This is a genomic window from Bradyrhizobium sp. CCBAU 45389, assembly GCF_028128625.1.
Taxonomy (GTDB): domain Bacteria; phylum Pseudomonadota; class Alphaproteobacteria; order Rhizobiales; family Xanthobacteraceae; genus Bradyrhizobium; species Bradyrhizobium liaoningense_B.
This window is the reverse complement of the sequence record NZ_LBIY01000099.1, coordinates 378718-404926: the sequence shown is the minus strand read 5'-3', so window position 1 is coordinate 404926 and position 26209 is coordinate 378718. Positions and strand designations below refer to the sequence as shown.

At 64.4% G+C, this 26209-nt stretch carries 27 protein-coding genes; 20 read left to right on the top strand and 7 right to left on the bottom strand.

Annotated elements, in window-relative coordinates; all coding sequences use genetic code 11:
- The first annotated feature begins 35 nt into the window (after positions 1-35).
- From XH79_RS41150 to XH79_RS41125, 6 genes are all read left to right on the top strand, one after another.
- Positions 36-695, top strand: a complete 660-nt coding sequence (locus XH79_RS41150) for an amino acid ABC transporter permease (protein WP_212339766.1) — start codon at positions 36-38, stop codon at positions 693-695.
- A gap of 4 nt (positions 696-699) precedes the next feature.
- Positions 700-1419, top strand: coding sequence for an amino acid ABC transporter permease (locus tag XH79_RS41145; protein WP_271585418.1), 720 nt, complete (start codon positions 700-702; stop codon positions 1417-1419).
- Positions 1419-2231: an amino acid ABC transporter ATP-binding protein gene (locus XH79_RS41140; protein WP_212339764.1), complete on the top strand. Its 813-nt coding sequence runs from the start codon at positions 1419-1421 to the stop codon at positions 2229-2231. The genes XH79_RS41145 and XH79_RS41140 overlap by 1 nt, the downstream gene beginning before the upstream one ends.
- Before the next feature lie 4 nt (positions 2232-2235).
- Positions 2236-3219: an arginase family protein gene (locus tag XH79_RS41135; protein ID WP_271585417.1), complete on the top strand. Its 984-nt coding sequence runs from the start codon at positions 2236-2238 to the stop codon at positions 3217-3219.
- Positions 3220-3539: 320 nt separating this feature from the next.
- The gene (locus XH79_RS41130) at positions 3540-4076 is read left to right on the top strand and encodes a hypothetical protein (RefSeq protein WP_271585416.1); all 537 of its coding nucleotides are present in this window, start codon (positions 3540-3542) and stop codon (positions 4074-4076) included.
- Between the two features lie 293 nt (positions 4077-4369).
- Entirely contained in the window at positions 4370-7744 is a 3375-nt protein-coding gene (locus tag XH79_RS41125; RefSeq protein ID WP_271585415.1) for an adenylate/guanylate cyclase domain-containing protein, read from the top strand.
- Between the two features lie 3 nt (positions 7745-7747).
- On the opposite strand, the gene XH79_RS41120 is transcribed toward XH79_RS41125, so the two are convergent.
- Complete coding sequence (locus tag XH79_RS41120) at positions 7748-8971, bottom strand: polyhydroxyalkanoate depolymerase (protein WP_271585414.1); 1224 nt, start codon at positions 8969-8971, stop codon at positions 7748-7750.
- 183 nt (positions 8972-9154) lie between these two features.
- Here XH79_RS41120 and XH79_RS41115 point away from each other — a divergent pair, with 183 nt between their 5' ends.
- Positions 9155-9811 carry a glutathione S-transferase family protein gene (locus tag XH79_RS41115; protein WP_212339759.1) on the top strand — a complete coding sequence of 219 codons (657 nt, stop codon included), beginning with the start codon at positions 9155-9157 and terminating at the stop codon, positions 9809-9811.
- Between the two features lie 280 nt (positions 9812-10091).
- Here XH79_RS41115 and XH79_RS41110 read toward each other — a convergent pair whose 3' ends face one another.
- Entirely contained in the window at positions 10092-10316 is a 225-nt protein-coding gene (locus XH79_RS41110; protein ID WP_211406954.1) for a hypothetical protein, read from the bottom strand.
- A 182-nt stretch (positions 10317-10498) separates the two neighbouring features.
- On the opposite strand from XH79_RS41110, the gene XH79_RS41105 reads away from it, so the two are divergent.
- Positions 10499-10855 (top strand): hypothetical protein, encoded by a 357-nt coding sequence (locus tag XH79_RS41105; protein ID WP_271585413.1) that lies wholly within the window; start codon positions 10499-10501, stop codon positions 10853-10855.
- A 3-nt stretch (positions 10856-10858) separates the two neighbouring features.
- On the opposite strand, the gene XH79_RS41100 is transcribed toward XH79_RS41105, so the two are convergent.
- On the bottom strand, positions 10859-11962 hold the full coding sequence (locus XH79_RS41100) for a mandelate racemase/muconate lactonizing enzyme family protein (RefSeq protein WP_271585412.1): 1104 nt from the start codon (positions 11960-11962) through the stop codon (positions 10859-10861).
- 176 nt (positions 11963-12138) lie between these two features.
- Here XH79_RS41100 and XH79_RS41095 point away from each other — a divergent pair, with 176 nt between their 5' ends.
- The 5 genes from XH79_RS41095 to XH79_RS41075 all read left to right on the top strand — a co-directional run bounded on the left by XH79_RS41095 (position 12139) and on the right by XH79_RS41075 (position 16910).
- The gene (locus XH79_RS41095; RefSeq protein WP_271585411.1) at positions 12139-12972 is read left to right on the top strand and encodes an AraC family transcriptional regulator; all 834 of its coding nucleotides are present in this window, start codon (positions 12139-12141) and stop codon (positions 12970-12972) included.
- 133 nt (positions 12973-13105) lie between these two features.
- Entirely contained in the window at positions 13106-14032 is a 927-nt protein-coding gene (locus XH79_RS41090; RefSeq protein ID WP_271585410.1) for an SMP-30/gluconolactonase/LRE family protein, read from the top strand.
- 198 nt (positions 14033-14230) lie between these two features.
- The gene (locus tag XH79_RS41085) at positions 14231-14824 is read left to right on the top strand and encodes a GNAT family N-acetyltransferase (RefSeq protein WP_271585409.1); all 594 of its coding nucleotides are present in this window, start codon (positions 14231-14233) and stop codon (positions 14822-14824) included.
- Between the two features lie 16 nt (positions 14825-14840).
- Entirely contained in the window at positions 14841-16487 is a 1647-nt protein-coding gene (locus XH79_RS41080) for a GMC family oxidoreductase (RefSeq protein ID WP_271585408.1), read from the top strand.
- 156 nt (positions 16488-16643) lie between these two features.
- The gene (locus tag XH79_RS41075) at positions 16644-16910 is read left to right on the top strand and encodes a hypothetical protein (RefSeq protein ID WP_271585407.1); all 267 of its coding nucleotides are present in this window, start codon (positions 16644-16646) and stop codon (positions 16908-16910) included.
- A gap of 82 nt (positions 16911-16992) precedes the next feature.
- Here the strand turns inward: XH79_RS41075 and XH79_RS41070 are convergent, their stop codons facing one another.
- Entirely contained in the window at positions 16993-17517 is a 525-nt protein-coding gene (locus XH79_RS41070; RefSeq protein ID WP_271585406.1) for a hypothetical protein, read from the bottom strand.
- A 90-nt stretch (positions 17518-17607) separates the two neighbouring features.
- Between XH79_RS41070 and XH79_RS41065 the strand changes: the two genes are divergently transcribed.
- The 3 genes from XH79_RS41065 (at position 17608) to XH79_RS41055 (ending at position 18893) form a co-directional block, all read left to right on the top strand.
- Entirely contained in the window at positions 17608-17907 is a 300-nt protein-coding gene (locus XH79_RS41065) for a hypothetical protein (protein WP_271585405.1), read from the top strand.
- A gap of 165 nt (positions 17908-18072) precedes the next feature.
- Entirely contained in the window at positions 18073-18441 is a 369-nt protein-coding gene (locus XH79_RS41060; protein WP_271585404.1) for a hypothetical protein, read from the top strand.
- A 116-nt stretch (positions 18442-18557) separates the two neighbouring features.
- The gene (locus XH79_RS41055; protein ID WP_271585403.1) at positions 18558-18893 is read left to right on the top strand and encodes a DUF1493 family protein; all 336 of its coding nucleotides are present in this window, start codon (positions 18558-18560) and stop codon (positions 18891-18893) included.
- A 943-nt stretch (positions 18894-19836) separates the two neighbouring features.
- Here the strand turns inward: XH79_RS41055 and XH79_RS41050 are convergent.
- Complete coding sequence (locus XH79_RS41050; protein ID WP_235544201.1) at positions 19837-20679, bottom strand: AAA family ATPase; 843 nt, start codon at positions 20677-20679, stop codon at positions 19837-19839.
- 96 nt (positions 20680-20775) lie between these two features.
- A complete protein-coding gene (locus XH79_RS41045) occupies positions 20776-21021 on the bottom strand; it encodes a GlsB/YeaQ/YmgE family stress response membrane protein (RefSeq protein WP_212339748.1) in 246 nt (81 codons plus the stop codon).
- Positions 21022-21144: 123 nt separating this feature from the next.
- On the opposite strand from XH79_RS41045, the gene XH79_RS41040 reads away from it, so the two are divergent.
- From XH79_RS41040 to sseA, 3 genes are all read left to right on the top strand, one after another.
- The gene (locus XH79_RS41040; protein WP_080134207.1) at positions 21145-22320 is read left to right on the top strand and encodes a vWA domain-containing protein; all 1176 of its coding nucleotides are present in this window, start codon (positions 21145-21147) and stop codon (positions 22318-22320) included.
- A 124-nt stretch (positions 22321-22444) separates the two neighbouring features.
- The gene (locus XH79_RS41035; RefSeq protein WP_018641027.1) at positions 22445-22858 is read left to right on the top strand and encodes a rhodanese-like domain-containing protein; all 414 of its coding nucleotides are present in this window, start codon (positions 22445-22447) and stop codon (positions 22856-22858) included.
- Positions 22859-23008: 150 nt separating this feature from the next.
- A complete protein-coding gene (sseA, locus tag XH79_RS41030) occupies positions 23009-23863 on the top strand; it encodes a 3-mercaptopyruvate sulfurtransferase (protein ID WP_271585402.1) in 855 nt (284 codons plus the stop codon).
- 1 nt (position 23864) lies between these two features.
- Here the strand turns inward: sseA and XH79_RS41025 are convergent, their stop codons facing one another.
- The gene (locus XH79_RS41025; protein ID WP_271585401.1) at positions 23865-24641 is read right to left on the bottom strand and encodes a hypothetical protein; all 777 of its coding nucleotides are present in this window, start codon (positions 24639-24641) and stop codon (positions 23865-23867) included.
- A gap of 367 nt (positions 24642-25008) precedes the next feature.
- On the opposite strand from XH79_RS41025, the gene XH79_RS41020 reads away from it, so the two are divergent.
- Positions 25009-26202, top strand: a complete 1194-nt coding sequence (locus tag XH79_RS41020; RefSeq protein WP_271585664.1) for a L,D-transpeptidase — start codon at positions 25009-25011, stop codon at positions 26200-26202.
- Positions 26203-26209 lie beyond the last annotated feature (7 nt).

The window sequence follows — 26209 nt, the reverse complement described above, 5'->3', positions numbered from 1 at the left end:
GGACCAGGCATCTTCCGACAAGAAAGGCCCGTATCATGGGCTTCAAGCTCGACTATCTGTTGTCGATCCTGCCCCGTCTGATCAGCGCTGCGGCCGTGAACCTCCGGCTGGCGATCATCATCATGCTGCTCGCCCTTGTGCTCGGCACCGCTTTGACGATCGTTCGCTCCCGGAAGATTGCGGCCGTCAACGCGTGCATCGCCGTCGTCATCAGCTTCGTGCGCGGCACGCCGCTCCTGATCCAGATCTTCATCGCCTATTACGTGCTTCCGGCGGTCGGTCTCGACCTCTCGCCGGAAGTGGCGGGCGTTTCGGCCATCGCCTTCAACAGCATGGTGTTCGTCAGCGAGAGCATGCGCGGCGGCCTCGCCACCATCGACGCCGGTCAGATCGAAGCCTCGACGGCGCTCGGACTGCCGCCGCATGCCATCTGGCTCAGGGTCGTGCTGCCCCAATTGTTCCGGCGCATCGTGCCGGTGCTGATCAACGAGGCGACGATCGTCGTGAAGGGCACCGCGCTTCTGTCGGTCATCACCGTCGTCGACGTGCTGCGCACGTCGCAGCAGATCGCCAGCTCCAGCTATCGGCCGTTCGAGACCATGATCGGTTCGGCACTCGTGTTCCTCGTCATCAATCTCGCTATCAGCCTGTCCGGCAGGCTGGCGGAGAGACGCTTCGCCGCGGCGCGAGCCTAGCGCGATGCATTTCGATCCAGCCATACTGGTCGATTATTGGCCGCTGCTCCTGCAGGGTGCGTGGCTGACCCTCCAGGTGTCGGTTGCAGCCCTGCTGCTGGGCTATGCCGCGGGAATTGCGGTCGCCTTGATCGCGCTGACGCCGGGCTGGCTGCCGCGGTTCGTCGCCGGTTTCTATGTCGAGATCCTGCGCAACATTCCCTTCATCATCATTCTCTTCGTCGTCTATTACGGCTTGCCGTTTTGGGGCATCCGGCTGCCGGCGACCCTGGTCGGGACCGTGGCACTCGCGCTGTTCGCCAGTGCCTACTATGCCGAGATCGTGCGTGCCGCGATCCTCGCCTTGCCGCGCGGCCAGTTCGAAAGCGCGCGCGCCATCGGCATGTCGCCGGCGAACGCGATGTGGCATGTGGTGGCGCCGCAGATCCTGCGCACCCTGGTGCCGCCGTCCACCAACATGACGCTGACCATGATGAAGGAGATGGCCGTCCTGTCCTCCATCACGGTGCCGGAGCTCACCTATCAGAGCCTCGTGGTGCAGGGAAACACCTTCGCGCCCTTCGAGGTGTTTGCGGCCGTAGCCTCGATCTACTGGCTGATCGCGGTCGTCATCGCGGAAGCCTCGAGGCGGCTGGAACGCAGGGTCGGGGCCGTGCAGGCCGAGGCCGTCAGCCGCAACCGGATCGCCGACCGCTATCTCTCGCTGGTGGCCAGGAGGACCTGATGAGCGCTGTGCCCGTCCTCCGCGTCTCCAACCTGACCAAGCGCTTTCACGGCGTCACTGCGCTCGACCAGGTGTATCTCGACGTCCATGCGGGTCAGATCGTCGCACTGATCGGCCCGAGCGGATGCGGCAAGAGCACCCTGTTGCGCTGCCTGACCTGGCTCGAGCAGCCCGACGACGGCTTCATCGAGGTGGCGGGCAAGCCGCTGGGGCGCGAATTGATGCCGGGTGGTGTCGTGCGCCGCCACAGCCGCCGGCAGATCGACGCGCTGCGTCCGCAGGTCGGCATCGTCTTCCAGCAATTCCACCTCTGGCCGCATATGACGGCACTGGAAAACGTGGTGCGGCCGCAGATCGTGGTGCTCGGCCGCTCGCGGGACGAAGCGACGCGGCGCGGTGCGGAGCTGCTGACGCGGCTTGGTCTTGCCGACCGGATGGATCGCCATCCGCACGCGCTCTCCGGAGGTCAGAAGCAGCGGGTGGCCATCGCCCGTGCGCTGGCCATGGATCCGGCCCTGATGCTGTTCGACGAGCCGACCTCGGCGCTCGATCCGGAACTGGTCGGCGAGGTGCTCGCCGTGCTGCGCACGCTCGCCGATATCGGCATGACCATGCTGGTCGTCACCCACGAAATCGGCTTTGCGGCGAGCCTCGCCGACCGCATTGCCTTCATGGACCGCGGCCGCATCCTGGAGGAGGGGCCGGCGCGCGACATCATGGCCGCGCCGAAGGAGCCGCGCCTGCAGAGCTTTCTCGATCTGGTGCGGACGGACCACCGCATCGTCAGGACAACAGCCAAACCCACGGAGTAATGCCATGCCTCGCGTCAACCGGCCCTATGTCGGGATCCCATCCTTCCTGCGCGCGCGGATCTGCGAGGATCTGTCCATGCTCGAGGCGGCCATTGCCGTGCTCGGCGTGCCCTTCGATGAGGGCTCGCCGTTCATGCCGGGCAGCCGGCTTGCGCCGCGCGCGCTGCGCGAGCACTCGCTGCGCTTCTACGGCAGCGGCCAAGGGTACTACGATCCGGAGACCCGGCGCGAATATCTGGTCGAGGAAATGTCGCAGGGCCTGATCGCCGACGTCGGCGATGTCGATATCCATCCGGCCAATGCGCCGCGCACCTTCGAGAACATCACCGCCATGGTGCGCGGGATTCTCGATCGCGGCGCGCTCCCCGTGGTGCTCGGCGGCGATCATTCGATCACCTATCCGGTGTTTCGCGCCTTCGACGAGAAGCTGCACGTCATCCATTTCGACGCGCATACCGACTACGCGCCGTTCGAGAACGATCTGACCATCACCAACAGCCATGCCTTTCGCCATATCGCCGGCATGGACAACACGCTCAGCCTGACGCAGGTCGGCATCCGCAGCCTGCGTCATTCGCCCGCGCAGGTCGAGGAGGTGATCGCAGGCGGTAACCGCGTCATCCCGATGGGCGAATTCCGGCGGATCGGCGCGGAGGGAATTGCCGCTCTGCTGCCGGCCAATTCACGTGTCTACGTCAGCATCGACGTCGACGCCATGGACATGTCTCTGGTCCCGGGCTGCGTCTCGGCCGAGCCGAACGGGATGAGCTATGTCGAGCTGCGCGACAGCCTGAAGGCGATCGCCGAGCGGCACGACATTGCAGGCTTCGACTTCGTCGAGGTCAACCCGCCGCTCGATGTCGGTACCGGTGTTACCGCCTATCTCGGCGCGCTGACCGTCGTCGAATTCCTCGGCCACATCTGCGCCCAGCCGCGCTGGGCCGCGCGCCGCTTGCGACTACGCGGCGATGCGGACTTGTCCTCCTGAAATCGTGACCGGATGGAGCGACAGGAAACTGCGCTGTGTGAACCATCTCATAGTTCATCACTCTCTTTCTGAACTACCACTCCGGCAAGAAATTGCCGCACCCGGACTCCATTCGACAAATACGGGTGAGATGCAATGCCTGCGCAGCCGCGTGCTCGCAGCTTTGGATTGGCTCCTCGTCTTGTTCACGAGCAAGCCAGCCCCATCACTCAGCACAGATCTTTCAGAAGTGGGAATCAAGGGCATCGAGAAACGCGTCCAGGCAGCTTCTATTTGGGGTCAGCCAGAAGGCTGCCAATTACTCAGAAGGAGCCCCCCCAATGAAGATAACCAGCGCAATTTCCAGCGCATTTTCCCTCAGAAGGCACGTCGGCAGTCTTCGGATCGCCCGTTCCAGTCTGATCAAGTCGGCCCATATCCTTGAAAGAATTGGGCTGGCGGCCGTTGGGGCCTCTTGCGGCCTCTATGTCGGTGCGACTCTGTTGCGTCAGAAAGGCGGACTGTTTGAAAGCGGTTGGATTGTGCTCCTGACAATGCTCTACGGAGCCATTAGCTGTTACGTCGGAATTGATTTGTCCGGCAATGTCGCACGGAAGCCGAAATCGAGCATCTCGGAAGAATGGACCGGCTCCGAGCCGGCTGAGATCATGAGTGCGGCCGGAACGTTCGGCGCGGCCATTGCCGCAACTCTGTCCGTCAGCATCCTTGTCCTTGATCAAAATCTGCCCAACGGCCTGATAGGCTTTGTCGCCGGCTGTTGGGTGGTTGGTTCTTCGCTTCAGGTTGCTGCGGGCACGATGGCTCGCAGCCACGATGCGTCCGCGAATGAGCCAATGAAGGACTGCGCTCGCGAATAAACGCCCGCTTGGAATCGTACGTGAGCGAAGCCGCAGCGTTGGTTCGGCTTCAGATCTGCAGTGAGCAGCGAGGACTCATCGCAACCTCTACCGCGCAACGCTGCGCGCCAGCGATGTTTGGTAGTGCAGCCGTTCGCATCGAGCGCTGTCCCGATCGAAATCGTGCCGGTATCGAATAACCTAAATTCTCGCACAGCAAACAAGACGTGCCATCATGGTGGCGTTGGGATATTGTCCGCGCGCGGCCGTGGTCCAAGAGTCTGCTAACTGCCAGCCACAACATCGGTGGTGCCATGCAGATTGCGGAGTGGCTCGAGAAGCTGGGGCTTGGGCAATACGCAGATCGTTTTGCCCAGAATGGGATCGACGTGGGCGTCCTCCCCGAGCTGATGGACGAGGACTTCGACAAGCTCGGAGTCCTGCTCGGTCATCGCCGCAAGATGCTGCGTGCCATTGCCGACCTCGACCCGGCCGCGTTGATCGCATCGCCGGCTCCTCCTCACGACGCAGAGCGGCGTCATCTCACCGTGATGTTTTGCGATCTGGTCGGCTCGACTGCGCTCTCGGCGCGTCTCGATCCCGAGGACATGTGGGAGGTGATCCGTGCCTATCGCGCCGCCTGCGCGAGCGTCATTGCCGCGTATGACGGCAGGATAGCCAGGTTCGTCGGTGATGGAATACTCGTCTATTTCGGCTATCCCCGCGCCCACGAGGATGATGCGGAGCGGGCCGTGCGAGCGGGTCTCGACACCATCGCTGCGGTTCGGCAACTCAGGACAGGCGCCGGCGAACGGGTCGAATTGCGGATCGCAATTGCGACCGGACTTGTGGTGGTCGGCGATCTCATCAGCGGAGATGCATCGGAGGAGCACGCAACCATCGGCGACACACCAAACCTCGCTGCGCGGCTTCAGAGCCTGGCGGAGCCGGGGGCGGTCGTCGTTGCTTCATCGACGCGCCGGTTGCTTGGCGATCTCTTCACCTTTCGCAATCTCGGCCGCCGCGAGGTCAAGGGGGTCGGCGAACCGATTGCGGTCTGGGCGGTGGAAGGAGCAACCGCATCGGAGAGTCGCTTCGAGGCGGTCCGTGCCGCGCGCTCGATCGGCTTTGTCGGCCGCAAGGACGAGATCGAGTTCATTCTCTCGCGCCAGCGGGAGGCATGGCAGGGCCAGGGCCAGATCGTATTGATTTCCGGCGAAGCGGGCATCGGCAAGTCGCGCATTGTGGCAACGCTGTCCGAGAGCGCCTCGCTGGGGACGCACCGTCGCGTGCGATATCAGTGTTCGCCTTACCACACCAACAGCGCACTTCATCCCTTTGTCGCGCAGCTCGAGCGCGCCGCCGGAATCCGCTCGCACGACACGCCAGAACAAAAGCTCGACAAGCTCGAGGCGATGCTGGCGCTGGGAACCCGGCAGGCCGCCCGAGCAACACCGCTCATTGCGGCTCTGCTTTCGATTCCGACCGGCGACCATTGCCCGCCCCTCGGCTTGAGCCCGGCGCAGCAGCGGCGACAGACATTCGCCGCCCTTCTCGATCAGCTCGAGGGATTGGCGCGAGACCAGCCTCTGCTGATCATCTGCGAGGATATGCATTGGGCCGATGCCACGACCCTCGAACTGTTCGATCTCGCAGTCGATCGGATCAGGGGACTGCCGATACTCGTGCTCTTGACATCCCGGCCGGAGTTCGAGCCCTCCTGGTCGGGCCTTGCCAATGTCAGCCTGTTGCGGCTCGACCGGCTCGATCGGCAGGACACGCGCGCGCTGGTCGAGCAGCTGGTCGTCGGCCGCCAGCTGCCACGCGAGATGATGAAGCAGATCATCGACAAGACCGATGGTATCCCGCTATTTGTCGAGGAATTGACCAAGATGGTGCTGGAGTCCGGGCTGCTCGTCGAAGATGCCGGGCGCTACCGCCTGAACAGTCCGCTCCCGCCGCTCGCCATTCCCGCGACGCTGCAGGATTCGCTGATGGCGCGGCTCGACCGGCTCGCTCCGGTCAAGGAGGTGGCGCAAATCGGCGCCGCCATCGGCCGCGACTTCTCCTACGCGCTGCTGAAAGCGGTGGCGGGACGGGACGATCTGACGCTGAGCGCTGCGCTGGGACAACTCGAAGAGGCCGAACTATTGTTGCGTCGTGGGACGCCGCCCGAAGCAAATTACAGTTTCAAGCACGCCCTCGTTCAGGAAGCGGCCTACGAGAGTCTGCTCAAGAGCAAGCGGCAGGTGCTTCACACACGCATTGGCGAGGTCCTGCGCGAGAAGTTTCCAGTCGTCGCCGGGACCGAGCCGGAAGTTCTGGCGCACCACTTCACCGAGGCGGGGCTGGGCGACGTCGCCCTCGAATGGTGGCGCAAGGCGGGCCAGCAGGCGCTGAAACGCTCGGCCTATTCCGAGGCGATCGCGCATCTCGGCAAGGCCATTGCGGCCGCCGATCAGTTGCCTGACGATCCCCGCCGGATGATGAGCAGGCTGCATCTTCAAATCGCCTATGGCCGTGCCTTGCGGGGCAGCCTCGGCCACAGCGCGCCCGAAACGGTTGCGGCATGGACGCGTGCGCGCCAGTTCGCAGCCGACATCGATGATCCCGTTGAACTTGCTCCGGTGCATTCGGGACTCTTCAATGCCTGCCTGACGCACGGCGAACTCGCTCCGATGCGGGAGCTGGCGGACGCCATCAGGAGCGCCGCTGACCGACGACCGGATTCGCCAGTGGCCGCCGTCGTCGCCCATTGGACGGGCGGTGTCACCTGCTGGTTCGCCGGCGATTACCTGAATGCGAGAACGCACCTCGAGCAGGCGCTGGCGATCCATGGTGCCGAACCGGATCCCGCGACCTTCAGGGCTTCGGCGCTGGATCTGCCGTTCGTGATCATGAGATTTCTTGCCCTGGTGCTCTGGCCGCTCGGTAGCACCGCTCGTGCGCGCAAGCTCGCCGCGGAAGCGGTGGGTGCTCCGGGAGAGAAACGGGCGCTGTCCCAGGCCAATGCGCTGGTTCATCGCGCCGTGTTCGACGGGGTGTGCGGGGGCATGTTGCAGCAAACAGAGACGATCCTGGCGCTCGGTCTCGCGCGCGACCACACGATGCCGCTGTACGTTGCCGCGGGCACCTACCTGAATGGCCTGGCCAAGTGGCGTGCCGGCGACCGAATGGCCGGACTGGCGGACATGCGTCACGGCTGGACCTCGCTGCACGAGAACGATTGCTACCTCTGCGAACCGTTCTGGGGGATGCATGTTGCCATGGCGATTGCAGAGGTAGGCGAAGTCGAGACCGGGATGGAAATCCTGAACGAATTGATCGCCGGGACGGGACAATCCGGCCAGCATTGGCTCGATGCCGAGCTGCATCGTGTCCGCGGCAGACTTTTATGGCGTCATGACCCTTCGGACGAATCCAGCGCCGAAGACGCCCTCAAGCGAGCGCTGGACATCGCGCGACACCAGCAGACCAGGACTTTCGAGCTGCGCAGTGCCGTTGAACTTGCACGCCTGTACAAGACAAATGGCCGTACGGCTGCGCTATCCGAAGTGCTCGCTCCCGTGCTCGCCGAATTCGAGGCGGAGCGAAATCTTCCGGAATTCGTGGAAGCGCAAGAGCTGCTCAGGCAAGAGCATGAGGCACGTGCCGATTCCCCTGGCCGGCGGTCGTTTGGGCAGAGATGACGGTCACGAATTCACGTGCACGAAATCCCGCAGCAACGGGTAGATCTCGTTGTTCCAGCGTTTGCCGGAGAATACGCCGTAATGGCCGACGCCGGCCTGCATGTGGTGGACGCGGCGATAGGCGCGCACGCCGGTGCAGAGGTCTTGCGCGGCGAGCGTCTGGCCGATCGAGCAGATGTCGTCCTTCTCGCCCTCGACCGTCATCAGCCCCATGCGGCCGACGGCCCTGGTGTTCACGGGACGGCCGCGGTGCATCAGCTTGCCTTGCGGCAACAGGTGCTCCTGGAACACGTCGCGCACGGTCTCGATGTAGAACTCCGCAGGCAGGTCCATCACGGCGAAATATTCGTCGTAGAAGGTCTTGATCGTCGCGGCCTTCTCCTTCTCGCCCTTGGCGATGTGATTGGCGAGGTCGAGATGCTGCTTGATGTGGCGCTCGAGGTTCATCGAGACGAACGCGGTGAGCTGCACGAAACCGGGATAGACCTTGCGCAGCGCGCCGCGGCACTGCATCGGCACGTAATTGATCAAATTGCGCTCGAACCACTCGATCGGCTTGCTCTTGGCGAAGTCGTTGACCTTGGTGGGCTGGATGCGCGTGTCGATCGGCCCTGCCATCAGCGTCAGCGTCGCCGGCCGCGACGGATGATTGTCCTCGCACATGATCGCGGCGGCCGCGAGCGCCGAGACCGAGGGCTGGCAGATCGCGACCATGTGCGGGCGCGGGCCGAGCTGTCCGAGGAAATCGATCAGATGCTCGGTGTAATCGTCGAGCCCGAAGCGGCCTTCGCTGCGCGGAATGTCGCGCGGGTTGTGCCAGTCGGTGATGTAGACGTCGTGGTCCTGCAGCAGCGTCTTCACGGTGCCGCGCAGGAGCGTCGCGAAATGACCGGACATCGGCGCTACCAGCAGCATGCGCGGCTGCTCGCCCACGTCATCCTTCTTGAAATGCAGCAGCGAGCCGAACGGCGTCGCGTAGGCAATCTCCTCGCGGACGGCGACCTCGCGGTTGCCCACCATGGCGCTGTCGATGCCGTAGGCCGGGCGGTCGTAGGTGAGGGTGGAGCGCGAGATCAGCTCCAGCGCGGCCGAGAGCCGGCCGACCACTTGGTGCGACATGCCCTGAGGCGCCAGATTCAGGAATTTGAGCGCGGACGAGGCTCCCGCCCGCCATGGCGCCGTCAGATCCATATGGTTCTGAAAGGCCTGATAATACATCGACATCATACTGAATTGCCCACCCTGTTCCCTGCCGTCATGCAATATCGAAGCCAGACGGGAGCAGGACCGCCCGCAAAATTGGCACATCGCTTGCTCCGGAAGCGGGGTGAGGACATAGGGAAGCTCAGCGAATGAGCACGTCCGCGGGCCGGGCGGGGTGCGGGTCACAGGCGTGAGGGAAGGGGCCATATGGCGAAAGCGACACTGACCATCAGCAGCAAGAACTACTCGTCCTGGTCGCTGCGTGGCTGGCTGCTGACGAAATTTTCCGGGCTCGATTTCGAGGAAGTTGTGACCGCGCCGGATGACGCATCGGCGCGTGCGGAGATCCTCCTGCTGTCGTCGTCGATCCTGGTGCCATGCTTGCGGCACGAGGGCGCCGTGGTCTGGGATACGCTGGCGATCGCCGAATATCTCAACGAGGTGATGCCATCAGCCGGGCTGTTGCCGGATGACCGCCTCCAGCGCGCCCATTGCCGCTCCATTTGCGGCGAAATCCATTCCGGCTTCACCACGCTGCGCGCTTCGCTGCCGGTCAACCTCAAGGGACATTTCCCCGGCTTCAAGATCTGGTCGCGCGCGCAGGCCGACATCGACCGCGTCTGGTTCATCTGGCGCGACTGCCTGGAGAAGTCCGGCGGTCCGTTCCTGTTCGGCGAACGGCGCACCATGGCGGATGCGATGTACGCACCCGTGGTGACGCGCTTCGTCACCTATGACGTCAAGCTCGAGCCGCGGCTGAAGGCTTATGCCGATACCATCATGGCCATGCCCGAGATGAAGGAATGGATCGCGGCGGCGAAGGAAGAGCCGGCCGAGATCGAGGAGCTCGAGGTCGAATATTAGGCAGGGGCGGCGTCGCCCTGCCTGTTTTGGGAGCGAGACCTCACGCCGCCGCTCCCGGCAGCCATGTCATTGAAGCTGTTAACTTTTGGGGTTCGTCCCGGGACCCGGCGGCCCCTCATGGTACGCAGATATTGTATGGCCGCGTGGGCCGGTTGCGACATCTAGCCGTGAACAGCCGCGTACGAGGTCGCTCCGCTGATTCGGACGTGATTCGTTCGGGCCGCGTTCCGTTCGTTAAGGCGGAGCGCGGCTCCGTCGCATTTTGGAACACAAGTCGCGGTCAGGCGACGCCCGAGTGCTTCACCCGCGGCAGGCGCCAGCCGATGACGGTCGCTTCGACCGCAATGCCGGCCTCGTGGTTTTGCCAGCGTCCTCCGACATAGCGGCAGGCGAACGGCAGTTGATACGTTCCGCTGTGATCCTCGCACAGCACTTCGACCGGCAGGCCGGGGGGCGGTTCTCCCGCGCCATCGAACTCCGCCAGACGTCTATCGCGCGTAGCCATTGTAAAAATCTCCCCTAAACAAAGCCGCAGAAGAGCGCCCACTTCCTCCGCGTGCGGTTCATTGCTCCCCGTCCCAGGGAACAAGCCAAGCTCAACGCGAGAATGCGGTACGAGTGTGGTAGCGTCCGGGCGCTGCGCGCAATCGGCGCACATTGCCGTGATCATCTGACGAGGAACCCCGCATGCCGCTTCGAAGCGCCGGCATTTTTTTCCCGATGTTGCTGCTCGCCACGCTGGCGGTTGCGCCGCTCCGCGCGCAGGACGTGCCCGGCATCGAGATATGCACGGTCGAGAAGACCATGGAGCGCCGCACCAGCTGTCTCCAGAGCAATGTCGACTTCCTCCAGAAGACGATCACGAAGCTCAACCTCGACCACCAGCAGAAGCTGGATGCGGCGGGTCGCCAGATCGACGCGCTGAAGACGAGCCTTGCCGGCCTGCAGAAGACGATCGGTGATCTCCAGGCCGCGCAGGCGAAGACGGCCGAGGATCTGAAGAAGAAGCAGGACGCGCCACCGCCAAAGGACGCGGCGAAATAGCGATCACGTCACGCGATAGCGCTCCATCACGTCGCGATCGGGCTCATAGCCGAGCCCGGGTCCTGCGGGCACCGCGACATGGCCGGTGGCATCGACGTCGGCGCGGCCGCCCCACAGGCAGGCTTCGCGCTTGAGGTAGAACATCTCGACCAGCCCGTCGTCGCGCGTCGCGAGCAGGTGCAGCGTCGCCAGCAGGCCGGGGCCGAAATAGGGCGAATGCGGAACGATCTTGACGCCGAGCCGATCGGCCAGAGCCGCGACTTTCAAAAACTCCGTGATGCCGCCGACCTTGATCACCGACGGCTGGGCGTGGCTGACCGCACCCGCCTCCATCATCTGGCGGAATTGATATTCGGTGCAGGCATTCTCGCCGGCGGCGATGCCCAGCCCGCCCTTGCTGCGAACGCCGGCGAGCGTGGCAAAATCCTCGGGCGGCCAGACCGGCTCCTCCAGGAACATCGGCTGCGCGTCGCGGCATGCTTTCGCGAATGCGATCGCCTGCTCGCCTGACAGCGGGCAGTTCATGTCGACCATCAGCGGAATGCCGGGGCCGATCGCCTCGCGCGCGGCGAACACCGCAGGCGTCGTGGTCTCGTGCAGCTTGATTGCGCCATAGCCCAGCGCGAGCGCCTTCCGGCATTCGCCGGCGATGTTGTCGGGCGAACCGATCCGCAGCAGGCTCGCGTAGGCGGGAATGGCCGGGCGCCTGATCTCGCCGAGCAGGCGGTGCAGCGGAACGCCCTTGATCTTCGCAGCGAGGTCCCACAGGGCGATGTCGAGGCCGGAGATCGCGAACATGGTGATGCCGTAGCGGCCGAACAGATGCAGATTGCGCTGGATCTGCTCCATCGCCGCGGCAATGCCGGCGGCATCGGGAACCTCGAGGCCGATGGCCTGCGGCGCGATCATCTCCTCGACGGCGCTGCGCGTGGTGCGCGGGGAGACATAGGCGAAGGCATCGCCCCAGCCGGTCAGCCCAGCATCGGTCGTGACCTCGACGATCACCATGTCGAGGGCGGTGATGGCAGAGGCGCCCTGGCGGAAGCTCGCAACACCGGCGTCGTAGGGGATGCGGATATGGTGCGCCCGCACATCGGTGATCCTCATGCTGCGGTTCCTCCTGCTTTCTCGTGAGCGGATTTGCGAATGTAGCCACGAACGCCCGGACGTTGCCAGTGCCCGTTCCGGCGTTATCCTCCCAAGGGGACCGCAACGCCGATCAAGCGAAGCCGTTGGTCTTCGGTGCAGTATGGCCTTGCTTCGAACGAGGGCTAGAAACCACCATGAACCCAGCCCAGCGCGCGCTCTGGTACATCGAGAGCCATCTGGCCGAGCCGCTGACGCTCGACGAGATCGCCGCGGTCGCAGGCGTGTCGCGGTTCCACATCGTGCGTGCGTTTGCCGCAGCCACCGGTCTTTCCGTGATGCGGTACGTGCGCGCGCGGCGGCTGAGCGAGGCGGCGCGCAGTCTTGCGAACGGCGCGCCGGACATTCTGTCGCTGGCGCTGGAGGCGGATTACGGCTCGCACGAGGCATTCACCCGCGCGTTCCGCGAGCACTTCGGCACCACGCCTGAAGCGGTCCGGGCCGCGAACTGCGTCAGCCATCTCAAGCTTCAGGAGCCGATCCTCATGGACTCCACCATGCTCGACAATCTTGCTGCACCGCGTTTCGAAACCGCGAAGGCCTTCCTCGTCGCCGGCCCTGCCGAGCGCATCTCCTGCGACAACGGCGCCATGATCCCGGGCCTGTGGCACCGCTTCCATCAGGAGGTCGCCGATATTCCGGCGCGGGTCGGTCACGTCGCCTATGGCGTCTGCTGCAACGGCGATGATGCCGGCAATTTCGATTACATCGCCGGCGTCGAGGTCGCCGATTTCTCCGACCTGCCGCGCCGCTTCGGTCGCGTCCGCATCCCCGAGCAGCGCTATGCGGTGTTCACCCACACCGACCACGTCGCCTCGATCCGCCGCACCGTCAATACGATCTGGAATCAGTGGCTGCCGGCCTCCGGTCTGAAAGCCGCGGACGCGCCGAATTTCGAGCGCTACGACGAGAAATTCGATCCGGCCACCGGCAATGGCGGCTTCGAAATCTGGATACCAGTGAAAGAGTAGCGCAAGGCTGGCATACCATCCCGCTTGCTTGGCAAGCCCCGGTGACTTTGTCATAACCGCAGGCAAATCTTGCGTGTGGGGCCCGTGCCGGACATCCCGTGCAAGCCATAACAAGCAGCCGGGAGGGTCCCACATGTCCAACGTCCGCGTCCTCGCCACCGACCTCGAATTTCCCGAAGGGCCGGTCGTGATGCCGGACGGCTCGGTGGTGCTGGTGGAGATCCGCGGCCAGCGCCTGACGCGCGTCTATCCCGACGGCCGCAAGGAGATCGTCGCGAAGATTCCGGGCGGCCCGAATGGCGCCGCCCTCGGCCCAGACGGCAAGATCTACATCTGCAACAATGGCGGCTTCTCCTGGATCCCGACCCGCAACATGATCATGCCGGGTCCGCAGCCCGACGATTATCGCGGCGGCTCGATCCAGCGCGTCGACCTGCAATCCGGCAAGGTCGAGACCGTCGTGACGAAATGCGGCGAGCACGATCTGCGCGGACCGAACGATCTCGTGTTCGACAGGCAGGGCGGCCTCTGGTTCTCCGATCTCGGCAAGCGCCGCGCGCGCGAGATGGATGTCGGCGGCATGTATTACCTCAAGCCCGGCATGACCGAGATCGTCGAGATCGTGCACGGCGTGCTGCCGGCCAATGGTATCGGGCTGTCGCCGGACGAGAACACTGTCTACATCGCGGAGACGCCGACGGGGCGGCTCTGGGCCTACGAGCTCTCCGCGCCCGGCACCCTGAAGCCGCGCGATGCGATCTATCGCGGCGAGCGCGGAAAACCGATCTGCGGCCTCGGCGGCTACCAGATGTTCGACTCGCTCGCGGTGGAAGCTGGCGGCAATGTCTGCGTCGCCACTCTCGTTTCCGGCTGCATCTCGGTGATCGCGCCCGACGGCACCCTGGTCGAGCAGGTGCCGACCGGCGACCGCGTCACCACCAATATCGCCTTCGGCGGCCCCGGGCTGAAGACCGCCTACATCACGCTGTCGGGCAAGGGCGAGCTGATCGCCATGGACTGGCCGCGCGGCGGTTTGCCGTTGAATTTTTTGAATAAGTGAGCCAAGCCGTCATTGTACGGGAGGCGAGGCAACTCCTAGACCCTCACCCTGAGGAGCGCGCATCTCGCGCGTCTCGAAGGGCGAGGCCACCGGCGGGGCCTTCATCCTTCGAGACGCGCGTTCCGCGCTCCTCAGGATGAGGATCTGGCAGTTTGGATTGCTTCGCTTCGCTCGCAATGACAACGGAGAGAGACATCAATGCCCTGGCCTGACCCCATCACCCTGCGTGGACAGCACGCCCGTCTCGAGCCGCTGTCGCACCAGCATCGAGAGGGGCTGGTCGAGGCCGTCAAGGACGGCGAGCTGTCAAAACTCTGGTACACCGCGATCCCGCTGCCGGAGAACATGGGCAAGGAGATCGACCGCCGCCTGGCCTTGCAGGCCGCGGGCTCGATGCTGCCCTTCACCGTATTCGACGCCGGCGGCAACATCGTCGGCATGACGACCTACATGAACATCGATGCCGCCAACCGCCGCGTCGAGATCGGCTCGACCTGGTACGGCAAGAGCGCGCAGCGCGGTCCGCTCAACACGCAGTGCAAGCTGCTGCTGCTCCGGCATGCCTTCGAGACGCTGAACTGCATCGCGGTCGAGTTCCGCACCCACTTCTTCAACCACCAGAGCCGCCGCGCCATCGAGCGCCTGGGCGCCAAGCAGGACGGCATTCTGCGCAGCCACCAGATCGCGCCGAACGGCACGTTGCGCGATACTGTTGTTTACAGCATCACCGCCGCCGAATGGCCGACGGTGCAGGCGCATCTGGAATTTCAACTCAACGACAAGCCGCGCTAGGGGCGGCCGAGGGACCATGGATAGATTTGATTATGTGATCGTCGGTGCGGGCTCCGCCGGTTGCGTGCTCACCAGCCGGCTCAGCGAAGATCCTGATATCAGCGTCTGCGTGCTCGAAGCCGGGCCCAGCGACTGGCACCCCTACATTCATCTGCCGGCGGGGTTCATCAAGACGTTCCACATGAAGAGCATCAACTGGGCCTACCAGCAGGAGCCCGGCCCGTACACCGGTGGGCGCAGCATCTACGCGCCGCGCGGCAAAACGCTCGGCGGCTCGTCCTCGATCAACGGCCACATCTACAACCGCGGCCAGCGCATGGATTTCGACACCTGGGCGCAGATGGGCAATCGCGGCTGGGGTTATGCCGACGTGCTGCCGTACTTCCGGCGCCTGGAGAAGCGGGTCGGCGAGGGCGAGGACACCTATCGCGGCCGCGAGGGCAGCCTTACCGTCACCACCATGGACTGGCGCGATCCGCTCTGCGAGGCCTTCATGGAAGGCGCGGTCTCGCTCGGCATTCCCCGCAATCCCGACTACAACGGCAAGACCCAGGAAGGCGTCTCCTACTGCCAGCGCACCATCGAAAACGGCCTGCGCGTCTCCGGCTCGACCGCGTTCCTCAAGCCCGCGATGAAGCGGCCGAACGTGCATGTGCACACCCATGCGCACGCGACCGAGATCATCTTCGAGGGCAAGCGCGCCGTCGGCGTGCGCTACACCAAGGGCGGCCGAGGCGGCACGCCTGTCGAGGTTCGCGCCAACAAGGAAGTGATCCTCTCCGGCGGCACCTATAATTCGCCGCAGCTCCTGCAGCTCTCCGGCGTCGGCTCGCCCGATCTGCTGCAGCAGCACGGCATCGCGGTGCGTCACGCGCTGCCCGTCGGCGAAGGCCTTCAGGACCACTACGCGCCGCGCACGGTGGCGCGCGTGAAAGACATCAAGACCATCAACGAGCTCCGCCGCGGCTTCTCGCTGTGGATCGAGGCGCTGAAATGGGCGACCGCGCGCCGCGGCCTGCTGTCGCTGTCGCCGACCATGGTCTATTGCTTCTGGCACTCCGGCGAGAGCGCGGAGAGCTCCGACCTCCAGCTCACCTTCACGCCCGCTTCCTACAAGGAAGGCGTGCAGGGCCAGCTCGAGGACGAGCCCGGCATGACGGTGGCCTCCTGGCAGCAGCGCCCGGAGAGCCGCGGCTATGTCCGCATCCGCTCCAATGATCCGTTCGCGCCGCCGATCATCCAGACCAACTATCTCGACGCCGAGCTCGACCGCCGCGTCATCGTCGGCGGCATGAAGCTCGCGCGCAACCTTTTGAAGAGTGCGCCGCTCTCGCCCTATTACGCCTACGAGGATTTCCCCGGCCCCAACGTCAACACCGACGACGAGTTCCTGCACGCCGCCACCGAGCGCGGCACCACCACCTTCCACCCCGGCTGCACCTGCCGCATGGGCCCGGCGGATTCGACCTGGGCCGTCGTCGACGACCAGCTCCGCGTCCACGGGCTGCAGGGCCTCCGCGTCATCGATGCCTCCGTCATGCCGCGCATGATCTCGGCGAACCTGAATGCGTCAACGATGATGATCGCCGACCGCGCCTCCGACCTGATCCGCGGCAAGGCGCCGATGGAAGCCGCCCGCATTCCGGACGCGGCGGTGGCGTGAAAATGTCTTCGCCTCTCCCCGCTTGCGGGGAGAGGCCGGACTGCATCGAAGATGCGGTCCGGGTGAGGGGGAGTCTCCGCGAGTCAAGTTTCACTTGCCCGCGAAAGGCCAGCACGCGAATGGACTCCTCGCGATCAACGGAAGCATAGCAACACGATGAACTCTGCCCGTGAGCGACAATCCGTTGGCCAGATAGCCGTCTGCGGCCTCGTCTTTCTCTGCACCGCTATTCCGGTCGGTCTGCTGTTGCGCGTGGGCTGGCGGGATTGGACCCTCTTTGCCGGCCTCTGGGCGGTCATGTATTTCATGGGCGGAATAGCATGGTTTCCTCGGGGCACACCGGTTCAAAAGGCCTTTTCATATGGCCTGCTCGTCGGCACGGTGCTCCCGGCTCTGGAGTGGGCGGCGAGCCTGAAGCATTGAGTAACCCACCACTTCTGCCGATGCGGAAACGAAAGAGGTGGGTTTACGCTGACGCTAACCCACCCTACGGCGCCGCTGATATCTAGGAATAATTGTCCTGCAGCGCCGTCAGAAATCCCTCGCCGACGCTGTCGACCACTTCACGATCGCGCGGCGTTCGACGCGAAAGCCAGCCCCTGACATTGCCCAGCGAGAAGAAGCAGTCCGCGATGGCGTCGACACTCATGAGTTGTTGAGAGCTATCAATCGCAAAAATGCCAACATCGACCGGACTGGCTTGATAGGCTGCCCACCGGTTCTGGCTGTCCACAAGGGCTAGTCCATAGACGTCGCCCTCATCGCGCATGGCGTTGCCAAGCGCAGTGATTCCAAGAGTCCAATCGGCGTCGCTCGTCAGTCGCGCTAGGAAGGACCGGCTTGAAGTGGCATACACATCCATATCGGTATCCGAGCCGAGGCATATCGCGGTCGCTTGCCGGATCGCGGCAGCCAACGGTTTTGAGGTGCAGATGTCGGCGTCAAAGAACAGATACTGCTTGAACCGGCGATTGAAGACATCGCAGGGAAGCTCGACGCCGAGAACGATCGTTTCCAGCTGTTTTGGCATGATGCTGAGCGTCGTATCCTTGCCTGCGATCACCTTCTACGGAAGCGTGGCCCTATGCCAGAGTTTTTGAAACGTCCCAGGGGAGGTTCAATGGACAGCACATATGTTGAGCCATGGCGTCAAGTCACCGATGCACGGGAGCGCCGTCTTCTCGAAGAAGAGCTGACGAAAGAGGCTGGCGATGGGCACCCGCTTGTCGGCTGGGAGATCACAGTGCTCGCGAGGCGTGATGATTGCGACGATATCCTGGTCTCGTCAGGAAATGGAAGGCTGGCCGAAGTTCACTTGACGTGGTCTGGCAAAAGAGAAGCCCGTCCAAGCTGGCCGAGAACCGTCATTTTCGAATCTATGGAAGAATGGCGGGCAAAGGCAGCGGACGATCTGGCGTAGCTCGGAGGTACCGTAGAGTGGGGTAGTGCCGTAGGGTGGGTTAGCTCGCGGCTGCGCGAAGCGCAGTCCGCGCGGCGTAACCCACCACTTCTGTTGGCGCGGAAACGAAAGAGGTGGGTTACGCTGACGCTAACCCACCCTACGAGCTGAAGGTGTCGTAGCCATTTGAGCAGCGAGCAAAATCGTCCTCTCACGGATGCCGAGCGTGTCCTTGCCCGCTGGATGCTCGATCACGGCACGGAAGAGGCAAGGCAGTATCTCGATCAACTCGAGTTGGCTGAAGTCACCCCCTGGAAATGCCGGTGCGGGTGCGCCAGCATCAATTTCCAGATCAGGGGACACGCTGAAGCGCCGCCTGGAGCCCGGATTCTGGGTGAATTCCTGGTGAACGATGGTGATCACCCAAGTGGGATCTTCATCTATTCGAGTGATGGCTTGCTGAAGGGCATCGATGTGTATGGCTTGGCAGGCGATGCGCCATCTGTATTGCCGTCGCCGGAGGAATTGTCCGCGTTTGAAGGTGACACTCCGTAGCCCGGATGGAGCGCAGCGCAATCCGGGACGATCATATCGGTCCTTGCATTTCCCCCGGATTTCGCTGCGCTCCATCCGGGCTACGAGGTCGTTGTTTATGGGTACAGGACGTCGTGATGACTGATATCGGCGATGCCGAGCTTCTGGAAAGCTTGCTTTCTTTTGTCCGGACAGAGACATTGACGCGCAAGCAAATTACGCTTGGCACCGACATCGCCCGCGATTTGGGCGTCGACGGAGACGACGCGCATGAATTCATTTGTCGATTTGCGGATCAGTTCAACGTCGACATGTCGGAGTTCGATTTTGACATGTATTTTGGCGGGGAAGGGTTTGATCTGATCGGCCTGATCAAGTCTCTCTTTGGGCGGAAAACCAAGGCGCCGATGACGGTGGAGCTTCTTTTCGCAGCGGCGAAGGAGAGGCGCTGGCCTCGCAATTCCAAGGCGTGAGACCTTGTTCGTTCATCCGTTTTGCCCGTCGGGCAAAACACCCTGCACCTCGTCAACCCCTTCCAGCAAAAATATTCCGCTTTACCGAAATTCGGAATTGCGGCATAGATCGAAATAGCCCGGCCCGACGAAGAGGGGCGGTTCGCGAGTCGTTCGAAGCGCGGGCCGGGTTGCGGTGGACGCGGCAGCGTCGGCACGAGAGGTCGCGGGCAGGGCGGGTAGTCCCTGTGAGTCTGCGGCCCCGTGTAGACGAACGGCGCTGAGTGCGTACGGCAAAACCGTGTGGTCCTGGCCGTCGTTGCTACGGTCAAGCCTTTCGCGGAGGTGTGAGCGAGCCCAACCGGGCGGACTGCATCGTCAATCTGCGGGGCGAGGGAGGCCAGAACGAACTCGGCTCCCGGGAGAGCGCGGCATAAGCCGTCTGACCATCGCGCAGGGAAGGCCGTGTGTTGGGCTTCACCTGTATGCTGTTGTGCGGTTTCTCTGCGCTACATTCGCGCAGCAGACCGCGGGTGCCGCCGGCACCCGGCCTTCCCTGCGCCCTCTTTCTTTGGGGGCGGCGGAGAGAGCAAAGCTCGGGCGAAATGAGCCGCGAGGATGTGAAGGTGTGTCTGCGATTTGGGATGCGAGGTGGAAGCTACTTGCGACACACTCGATATCGTAGGGTGGGCAAAGCGAAGCGTGCCCACCGTCTTACACGCCGCTCGCGATTCGAATGGTGGGCACAGCGCTTTGCGCCTTTGCCCACCCTACGGCACCGTGCACATATTCCGCTCTCGTGCCCCGGACGCAGCGCAGCGTCTCCCCGGCGATGCGAAGCATCGTCCGGTGCGGTGCGCTGCAGAGCCGGGGCCCATGTCTCGGAGCAATCCGTGTCGCCTTCTGGGTCCCGGCTCTGCGCAGCAGCGTTGCACGCTGCAGCGCGTCCGGGACACGAGAGCCTCTACACTTCCCGTCGGCTCAAGAACGCCAGCCGCTCGAACAAATGCACGTCCTGCTCGTTCTTCAGCAGCGCGCCGTGCAGCGGCGGGATCAGTTTGCGCGGGTCGCGTTCGCGCAGCTGCTCGACGCTCATGTCTTCGTTGAGCAGCAGCTTGAGCCAGTCCAGAAGCTCAGACGTCGACGGCTTCTTCTTCAGGCCGGGCACTTCGCGCACCTCGAAGAAGATGCGCAAGGCTTCCTCGACGAGGCGCTTCTTGATGCCGGGGAAGTGGACGTCGACGATGCGGGCCATCGTGTCGGCGTCGGGGAACTTGATGTAGTGGAAGAAGCAGCGGCGCAGGAACGCGTCCGGCAGCTCCTTCTCGTTGTTGGAGGTGATCATCATGATCGGGCGCTGCTTGGCCTTGATCGTCTCGCCGGTCTCGTAGACATGGAATTCCATGCGGTCGAGTTCGAGCAGCAAATCGTTCGGGAATTCGATGTCGGCCTTGTCGATCTCGTCGATCAGGAGCACCGGGCGCTGCTCGGCGGTGAAGGCTTCCCACAGCTTGCCGCGCTTGATGTAGTTCCTGATGTCGGAGACGCGGGCATCGCCGAGCTGGCTGTCGCGCAGGCGCGACACCGCGTCGTATTCGTAGAGGCCCTGCTGCGCCTTGGTGGTGGACTTGATGTGCCAGGTCAGAAGCGGCGCGTTCAGCGCCTTCGCCACTTCCTCCGCGAGCACCGTCTTGCCGGTGCCGGGCTCGCCCTTCACCAGGAGCGGGCGCTCCAGCACGATCGAGGCATTGACGGCGACCTTGAGATCATCGGTCGCAACATAGTCCTTGGTACCGGTAAACTTCATTGCGTGTCCTTAGGTATTCGTCGGCGCGAGGCTCTGGCCCCTGTCGCGACAAGGGAACGGCCGCTCGCGGCGGCCGTTCCTGGTTCGGTCAGGCTTTCAGACCCGTTTTATCAGCGAAAGGATGACGAGCACAATCACCGCGCCGATGGTGGCGTCCACGATGGCGCCGACCGTGCCCGTTGCCAGCTGGATGTGCAGCTGGGGCAGAATCCAGCCTGCCACCAGCGCGCCGATGATGCCGACGACGATGTTGCCGACCAGCCCAAATCCCGCCCCGTGGACAATCTTGCCGGCAAGCCAGCCTGCGATCGCGCCGATGATGAGCGCTGCGAGAATTCCCATTGCAAACGTCCCCAAAACAACCCCTTGAGGTGGCCAATTCTAGAGCAAAAAGCCTCCCGGTCCAGCGCAGAGCGCCGGTCTCCGCCCCTTGACGTTCGCCACCCGACGGGCAATCTGTCACCCATGTTCCTGCAATTCTTCACCTCTCTGCGCGACGCGCAGGTCCCCGTGACGCTGCGCGAATACCTCACGCTGATGGAGGCGCTCGACGCCGACCTCGCGGACTATACGGTCGAGAATTTCTACTATTTGTCGCGCGCATCCCTCGTGAAGGACGAGCGCAATCTCGACAAGTTCGACCGCGTCTTCGGCACGGTGTTCAAGGGGCTGGAAAGCCTGCTCGACGCCATGGAGAAGGCGGAGATCCCCGAGGAGTGGCTGAAGAAGCTCGCGGAAAAGTATCTCACCGAGGAAGAGAAGAAGCAGATCGAGGCCATGGGCTGGGACAAGCTCATGGAGACGCTGAAAAAGCGCCTCGAGGAGCAGAAGGGCCGCCACCAGGGCGGCAGCAAATGGATCGGCACCGCCGGCACCTCGCCGTTCGGCGCGCACGGCTACAATCCCGAAGGCGTGCGCATCGGTCAGGAGAAGAACCGCAACAACCGCGCCGTGAAGGTGTGGGACAAGCGCGAGTTCAAGGATCTCGACGGCAATGTCGAGCTCGGCATCCGCAACATCAAGGTGGCGCTGCGCCGCCTGCGCAAATTCGCGCGCACCGGCGCGCCCGACGAGCTCGATCTCGACACCACCATCCGCGAGACCGCCAATCACGGCTATCTCGACGTGCATATGCGCCCCGAGCGGCGCAATGCGGTGAAGCTCCTGGTGTTCTTCGACATCGGCGGCTCCATGGACGCGCATATCGAGCAGGTCGAGGAGCTGTTCTCGGCGGCGAAGAGCGAGTTCAAGCACATGGAGTACTTCTATTTCCACAACTGCCTCTATGAAGGCGTGTGGAAGCAGAACAAGCGCCGCTTCACCGACCGCACGCCGACCTGGGACGTGCTGCATAAGTATCCGCACGACTACAAGGTCGTGTTCGTCGGCGATGCCTCGATGTCGCCTTACGAGATCATGGTGCCCGGCGGCTCGGTCGAGCACGTCAACGAGGAGCCGGGCTCGGTCTGGCTCGACCGCATCATCCGGACCTATCCGCATGCGGTGTGGCTGAACCCGGTGCAGCAGAAGCACTGGGACTATTCGGAGTCGACCACCATCATCAAGCGCATCTTCGCCAACCGCATGTACCCGATCACGATCGAGGGGCTGGAAGGTGCGATGAAGGAATTGACGCACTAGCTGTTGTCATTCCGGGGCGCCCGAAGGGCGAGCCCGGAATCCATCGGGCGGCAGCACGCGTAGATCAATGGATTCCGGGCTCGCGCTACGCGCGCCCCGGAATGACAACAAGAGGGAGAACCATATGCCCCAGACCATCACCCGCGGCATCAAGGCGCTGATCGACGAGGCTAATGCCGAGATCGAGACGCTCACTGCCAAGGATGCCATCGAGATCTCCAAGAACGGCGACGTCGTCATCGTCGACATCCGCGATCCCCGCGAGATCGAACGCGACGGCCGCATCCCCGGCGCCTTCGCCTGCACCCGCGGCATGCTCGAATTCTGGATCGATCCGCAGAGCCCCTACGCAAAGCCGATCTTCCAGGAGGACAAGAAGTTCGTCTTCCACTGCGCCGGTGGCCTGCGCTCCGCGCTCGCCGCCAAGACCGCGCAGGACATGGGCCTCAAGCCCGTCGCCCACATCGCCGGCGGCTACGCCGCCTGGCGCGACGCCGGCGGCCCGACCGAGCAGTGGGAGCCGAAGAAGAAGGGGTAACTCTCTCCCTTCGTCATTCCGGGGCGCGACGAAGTCGCGAACCCGGAATCCATTCATCTACCGACACTGCCGCACGATGGATTCTCTGATGCGCAAGTGCGCATCAAAGCTCGTGCTGCGCACGCCCCGGAATGACAAGAAAGACCTCGCATGACTGCCACCGACCCTCTCGTCTCCACCGAATGGCTCGCCGCCCACATGGGCGACGCCAACGTCAAGATCCTCGACGCCAGCTTCAAGCTGCCGGGCGTGCTGCCGCTGCCGAAGGACGACTATCTCGCCGCGCACCTTCCGGGCGCCGTGTTCTTCGACGTCGATGCGGTGTCGGATCATTCCAACCCGCTGCCGCACATGTTTCCGAGCGCCGAGCAGTTCGGCCGCGACGTCGGCAATCTCGGTATCTCCAATGCCGACACCGTCGTGCTCTACGATGCCGGCGGCTGGGTCGCCGCTCCCCGCGCGTGGTGGATGTTCCTGTCCTACGGCCACGCCAATGTGCGCATCCTCAATGGCGGCCTGAAGAAGTGGCGCGCGGAGGGGCGCGCGACCGAGGGCGGCGAGGTGAAGCCGAAGCCGGCGACGTTCAAGGCGAGCTATGATCCGAAGCGCGTGCGCAGCATGCAGCAGCTGATCGCCAACGTCGAAAGCCGGGCCGAGCAGGTGATCGACGCGCGCGCCGCCGATCGTTTCGAGGGCCGCGCGCCCGAGCCGCGGCCCGGCATCCGCTCCGGCCACATCCCCGGCGCCCGCAACGTGCCCTACAATCAGCTGTTCGACGCCGCGACCGGCGAGATGAAGCCGCTCGATCACTTGCGCGCCGCCTTCACCGGCGCCGGCGTCAAGCTCGACGCGCCGATCGTGACGAGCTGCGGCTCCGGTGTGTCCGCGGGCGTACTGACTCTCGCGCTCTATCGCTTGGGCGTCACCGACACCGCGCTCTATGACGGCTCATGGTCGGAATGGGGCCAGGACAAGGGCCCGCCGATCGCGACAGGGCCGGCGTAAGCTACTGGCGTGCCCTCGTGGCCGTCGTCGTCGCAAACGTCTGCTGCGGCTGCCTGAACGGATCGAGCTGTTGCTGCAGCTGCTGAGGCGGCGGACGCCGCACCACGCGGTGCCGCTTCTTCGCCTTGGGCTTGGTCGCCTTGCTCTCCGGCTTGCTGGCGTCGGTCTTCACATCGGCCTTGACGTCGGCCTTGGCCTTCGCCGGCGCATCCTTCGAGGCCGTGGCGGCGGGATCGTTCAGTGCGGCGAGTTTGGCCGGGGCGACATCGACCGCCAAGGCCGGAGCGGCACTCGGATCGGCAGGCGCCGGTGCGCTCGCGGCTACGGCAGGCGTCGCCTCGGGAACGGATGCCGTGGTGTCGGCGGGCGTGAGCGTGTCAGTCGCGGCGGGCGCCGCGGCTTCCGCCGTGGTCTCGGCCTTGGCCGGCTCGGTGGCCCGGGTGTCAGCGGCGGGTGCGGCGACCTGCGGCGCCGCCTCGGCCTCGCTTGTCACCGGGGCCGTCTGCTCGGGCTCCTGGACCGGCAGTCCGATGGTCGGCACCTGGTCACGCAGCGTCGGCGCGGGCTCGGCCGGCTCTGGCTCCGCGCGCAACGCAGCGAGCACCGGCTGGGCCGGCTCGGGGGCTTGCGCGAACACCTGCGGGCCGTTCCGCCAGGAGGGGTTGCTGACATACTGCTCATGGGTCGCCCGCAGCAGCGCGGCGGCCCCTAGGCCGAACACCAGGATGGAGGTTGACAGCACGATCGCGGCAAACAGGAAGCGAAAGCCGGGAAGCATCGGACGGGTTACGAATTTCCGCCCCGGCGGGTGGCGGCCGGGACCCAAGAGCCATCTGAACGCGGTGACGGTACTGCTTGCCGCGTTCGCCACGCGGGGATCGGAGCTCAAAGCGGCGGCGAATCAGGCTGATTCGAACATACCGCAACGATTCCGACCCGTTCCGCTAAAATCGGGGCCGAAGCTCCGGCAATTCTCGGCGCAATGCGATTTCCGCCCCGTGATGCAACGGGGCAACGGTCGTCTTGCGGATCACAAATCGGCAAATCCGGCGCAAATCGGCCTGATATGTCTTGAATGTGCCGCTATCTTCGGTCATCTGGCCGTTAACGGTCCGGATGGGCCCGGGGACTATAAAAGAGCGATGATGATCAAACATTTTCTGACGATATGCGCTGCCGCGACAGTCGCTGCGGCGGGAACCTCGCTCGCGCAGGCTCAAAGCTACCCGGTCCAGCAGGTGCCGAGCTACGGCGCGCCGGCCGAATATCGCCCCGGCGACCGCACGCCGAATTTCGACTCGCTGGACGAAGACGATGATGCGATGCCGCAGGCGTCGCTGCCGCCGCCCGGTCCGGGCGGGCCGATCACCTCGCCCAACGATCCGCGCTACGGCCGCCCCGCAGGTCCCCCGGTCTATTCGGCCGCCCCGCCGCAGGGGCCGGTGATGTCGCCGGATGATCCCCGTTATGGCCGTCCGGCTGGCGCTCCGCCGGTCTATTCGGCGGCTCCGCAGGGCCCCGTCATGTCGCCCGACGATCCGCGCTATGGCCGCCCCGCCGGCCCGCCGCCGGTGATTTATGCCGATCGTCCGGCTCAGGCGCCCGGCAACGACGGCTTGCGTCCTCCGGAAGCGGTCGGCGGTCCCGCTGCGACCGGAACGGTCCAGGCTGGACAGCCGCCTGTCGGCGCCGATGGCCGGCCGATGACGATCGCCTCGCTGCCGCCCGAGGAGCAGCCCGATGCTGCGCCGGCGCAGTTGCCGCAGAACCTGCGCCGCCAGGAGGTCTCGTTCCAGACCAAGGAGCCGGCCGGCACGCTCGTGGTCGATACGCCCAACACCTACCTCTATTACGTGCTCGGAGGCGGCCGTGCGATCCGCTACGGCGTCCGCGTCGGCCGCGACGGCTTCACCTGGACCGGCGTGCAGAAGATCACCCGCAAGGCGGAGTGGCCGGATTGGCATCCGCCGACCGAGATGATCGAGCGCCAGCCCTATCTGCCGCGCTTCATGGCCGGCGGCCCCGGCAATCCGCTCGGCGCCCGCGCGATGTATCTCGGCTCGACCGTCTACCGCATCCACGGCACCAACCAGCCCTCGACCATCGGCAAGTTCGTGTCGTCCGGCTGTATCGGCATGCTGAACGAGGACGTCTCGGACCTGTTCGATCGCGTCAAGGTCGGCACCCGCGTGGTGGTGATGCCGGGCGGCCCGCCGCCGGGAACGGCGACGGCGTCCGCAGCGCCCGCGCCGGCTCCGATGTCCGCGCAGGCTGGCCCGGTCCCGGGCACGCAGCCGACGGTGGTGCCGCCGCTGCCCGCGCCGGTCACAGTGCGCTAAGCGCTTC

Excerpts from the sequence above, each read along its gene's own strand:
- XH79_RS41135 (WP_271585417.1), top strand. The coding sequence starts at position 2,236 with ATGCCTCGCGTCAACCGGCCCTATGTCGGGATCCCATCCTTCCTGCGC.
- XH79_RS41020 (WP_271585664.1), top strand. The coding sequence starts at position 25,009 with ATGATCAAACATTTTCTGACGATATGCGCTGCCGCGACAGTCGCTGCG.
- XH79_RS41055 (WP_271585403.1), top strand. The coding sequence starts at position 18,558 with ATGACTGATATCGGCGATGCCGAGCTTCTGGAAAGCTTGCTTTCTTTT.
- XH79_RS41100 (WP_271585412.1), bottom strand. The coding sequence starts at position 11,962 with ATGAGGATCACCGATGTGCGGGCGCACCATATCCGCATCCCCTACGAC.
- XH79_RS41150 (WP_212339766.1), top strand. The coding sequence starts at position 36 with ATGGGCTTCAAGCTCGACTATCTGTTGTCGATCCTGCCCCGTCTGATC.
- XH79_RS41065 (WP_271585405.1), top strand. The coding sequence starts at position 17,608 with ATGGACAGCACATATGTTGAGCCATGGCGTCAAGTCACCGATGCACGG.
- XH79_RS41045 (WP_212339748.1), bottom strand. The coding sequence starts at position 21,021 with ATGGGAATTCTCGCAGCGCTCATCATCGGCGCGATCGCAGGCTGGCTT.
- XH79_RS41090 (WP_271585410.1), top strand. The coding sequence starts at position 13,106 with ATGTCCAACGTCCGCGTCCTCGCCACCGACCTCGAATTTCCCGAAGGG.
- XH79_RS41085 (WP_271585409.1), top strand. The coding sequence starts at position 14,231 with ATGCCCTGGCCTGACCCCATCACCCTGCGTGGACAGCACGCCCGTCTC.
- XH79_RS41145 (WP_271585418.1), top strand. The coding sequence starts at position 700 with ATGCATTTCGATCCAGCCATACTGGTCGATTATTGGCCGCTGCTCCTG.
- XH79_RS41120 (WP_271585414.1), bottom strand. The coding sequence starts at position 8,971 with ATGATGTCGATGTATTATCAGGCCTTTCAGAACCATATGGATCTGACG.
- XH79_RS41070 (WP_271585406.1), bottom strand. The coding sequence starts at position 17,517 with ATGCCAAAACAGCTGGAAACGATCGTTCTCGGCGTCGAGCTTCCCTGC.
- XH79_RS41130 (WP_271585416.1), top strand. The coding sequence starts at position 3,540 with ATGAAGATAACCAGCGCAATTTCCAGCGCATTTTCCCTCAGAAGGCAC.
- XH79_RS41050 (WP_235544201.1), bottom strand. The coding sequence starts at position 20,679 with ATGAAGTTTACCGGTACCAAGGACTATGTTGCGACCGATGATCTCAAG.
- XH79_RS41095 (WP_271585411.1), top strand. The coding sequence starts at position 12,139 with ATGAACCCAGCCCAGCGCGCGCTCTGGTACATCGAGAGCCATCTGGCC.
- XH79_RS41035 (WP_018641027.1), top strand. The coding sequence starts at position 22,445 with ATGCCCCAGACCATCACCCGCGGCATCAAGGCGCTGATCGACGAGGCT.
- XH79_RS41080 (WP_271585408.1), top strand. The coding sequence starts at position 14,841 with ATGGATAGATTTGATTATGTGATCGTCGGTGCGGGCTCCGCCGGTTGC.
- XH79_RS41105 (WP_271585413.1), top strand. The coding sequence starts at position 10,499 with ATGCCGCTTCGAAGCGCCGGCATTTTTTTCCCGATGTTGCTGCTCGCC.
- XH79_RS41115 (WP_212339759.1), top strand. The coding sequence starts at position 9,155 with ATGGCGAAAGCGACACTGACCATCAGCAGCAAGAACTACTCGTCCTGG.
- XH79_RS41110 (WP_211406954.1), bottom strand. The coding sequence starts at position 10,316 with ATGGCTACGCGCGATAGACGTCTGGCGGAGTTCGATGGCGCGGGAGAA.
- XH79_RS41025 (WP_271585401.1), bottom strand. The coding sequence starts at position 24,641 with ATGCTTCCCGGCTTTCGCTTCCTGTTTGCCGCGATCGTGCTGTCAACC.
- XH79_RS41140 (WP_212339764.1), top strand. The coding sequence starts at position 1,419 with ATGAGCGCTGTGCCCGTCCTCCGCGTCTCCAACCTGACCAAGCGCTTT.
- XH79_RS41040 (WP_080134207.1), top strand. The coding sequence starts at position 21,145 with ATGTTCCTGCAATTCTTCACCTCTCTGCGCGACGCGCAGGTCCCCGTG.
- XH79_RS41075 (WP_271585407.1), top strand. The coding sequence starts at position 16,644 with ATGAACTCTGCCCGTGAGCGACAATCCGTTGGCCAGATAGCCGTCTGC.
- sseA (WP_271585402.1), top strand. The coding sequence starts at position 23,009 with ATGACTGCCACCGACCCTCTCGTCTCCACCGAATGGCTCGCCGCCCAC.
- XH79_RS41125 (WP_271585415.1), top strand. The coding sequence starts at position 4,370 with ATGCAGATTGCGGAGTGGCTCGAGAAGCTGGGGCTTGGGCAATACGCA.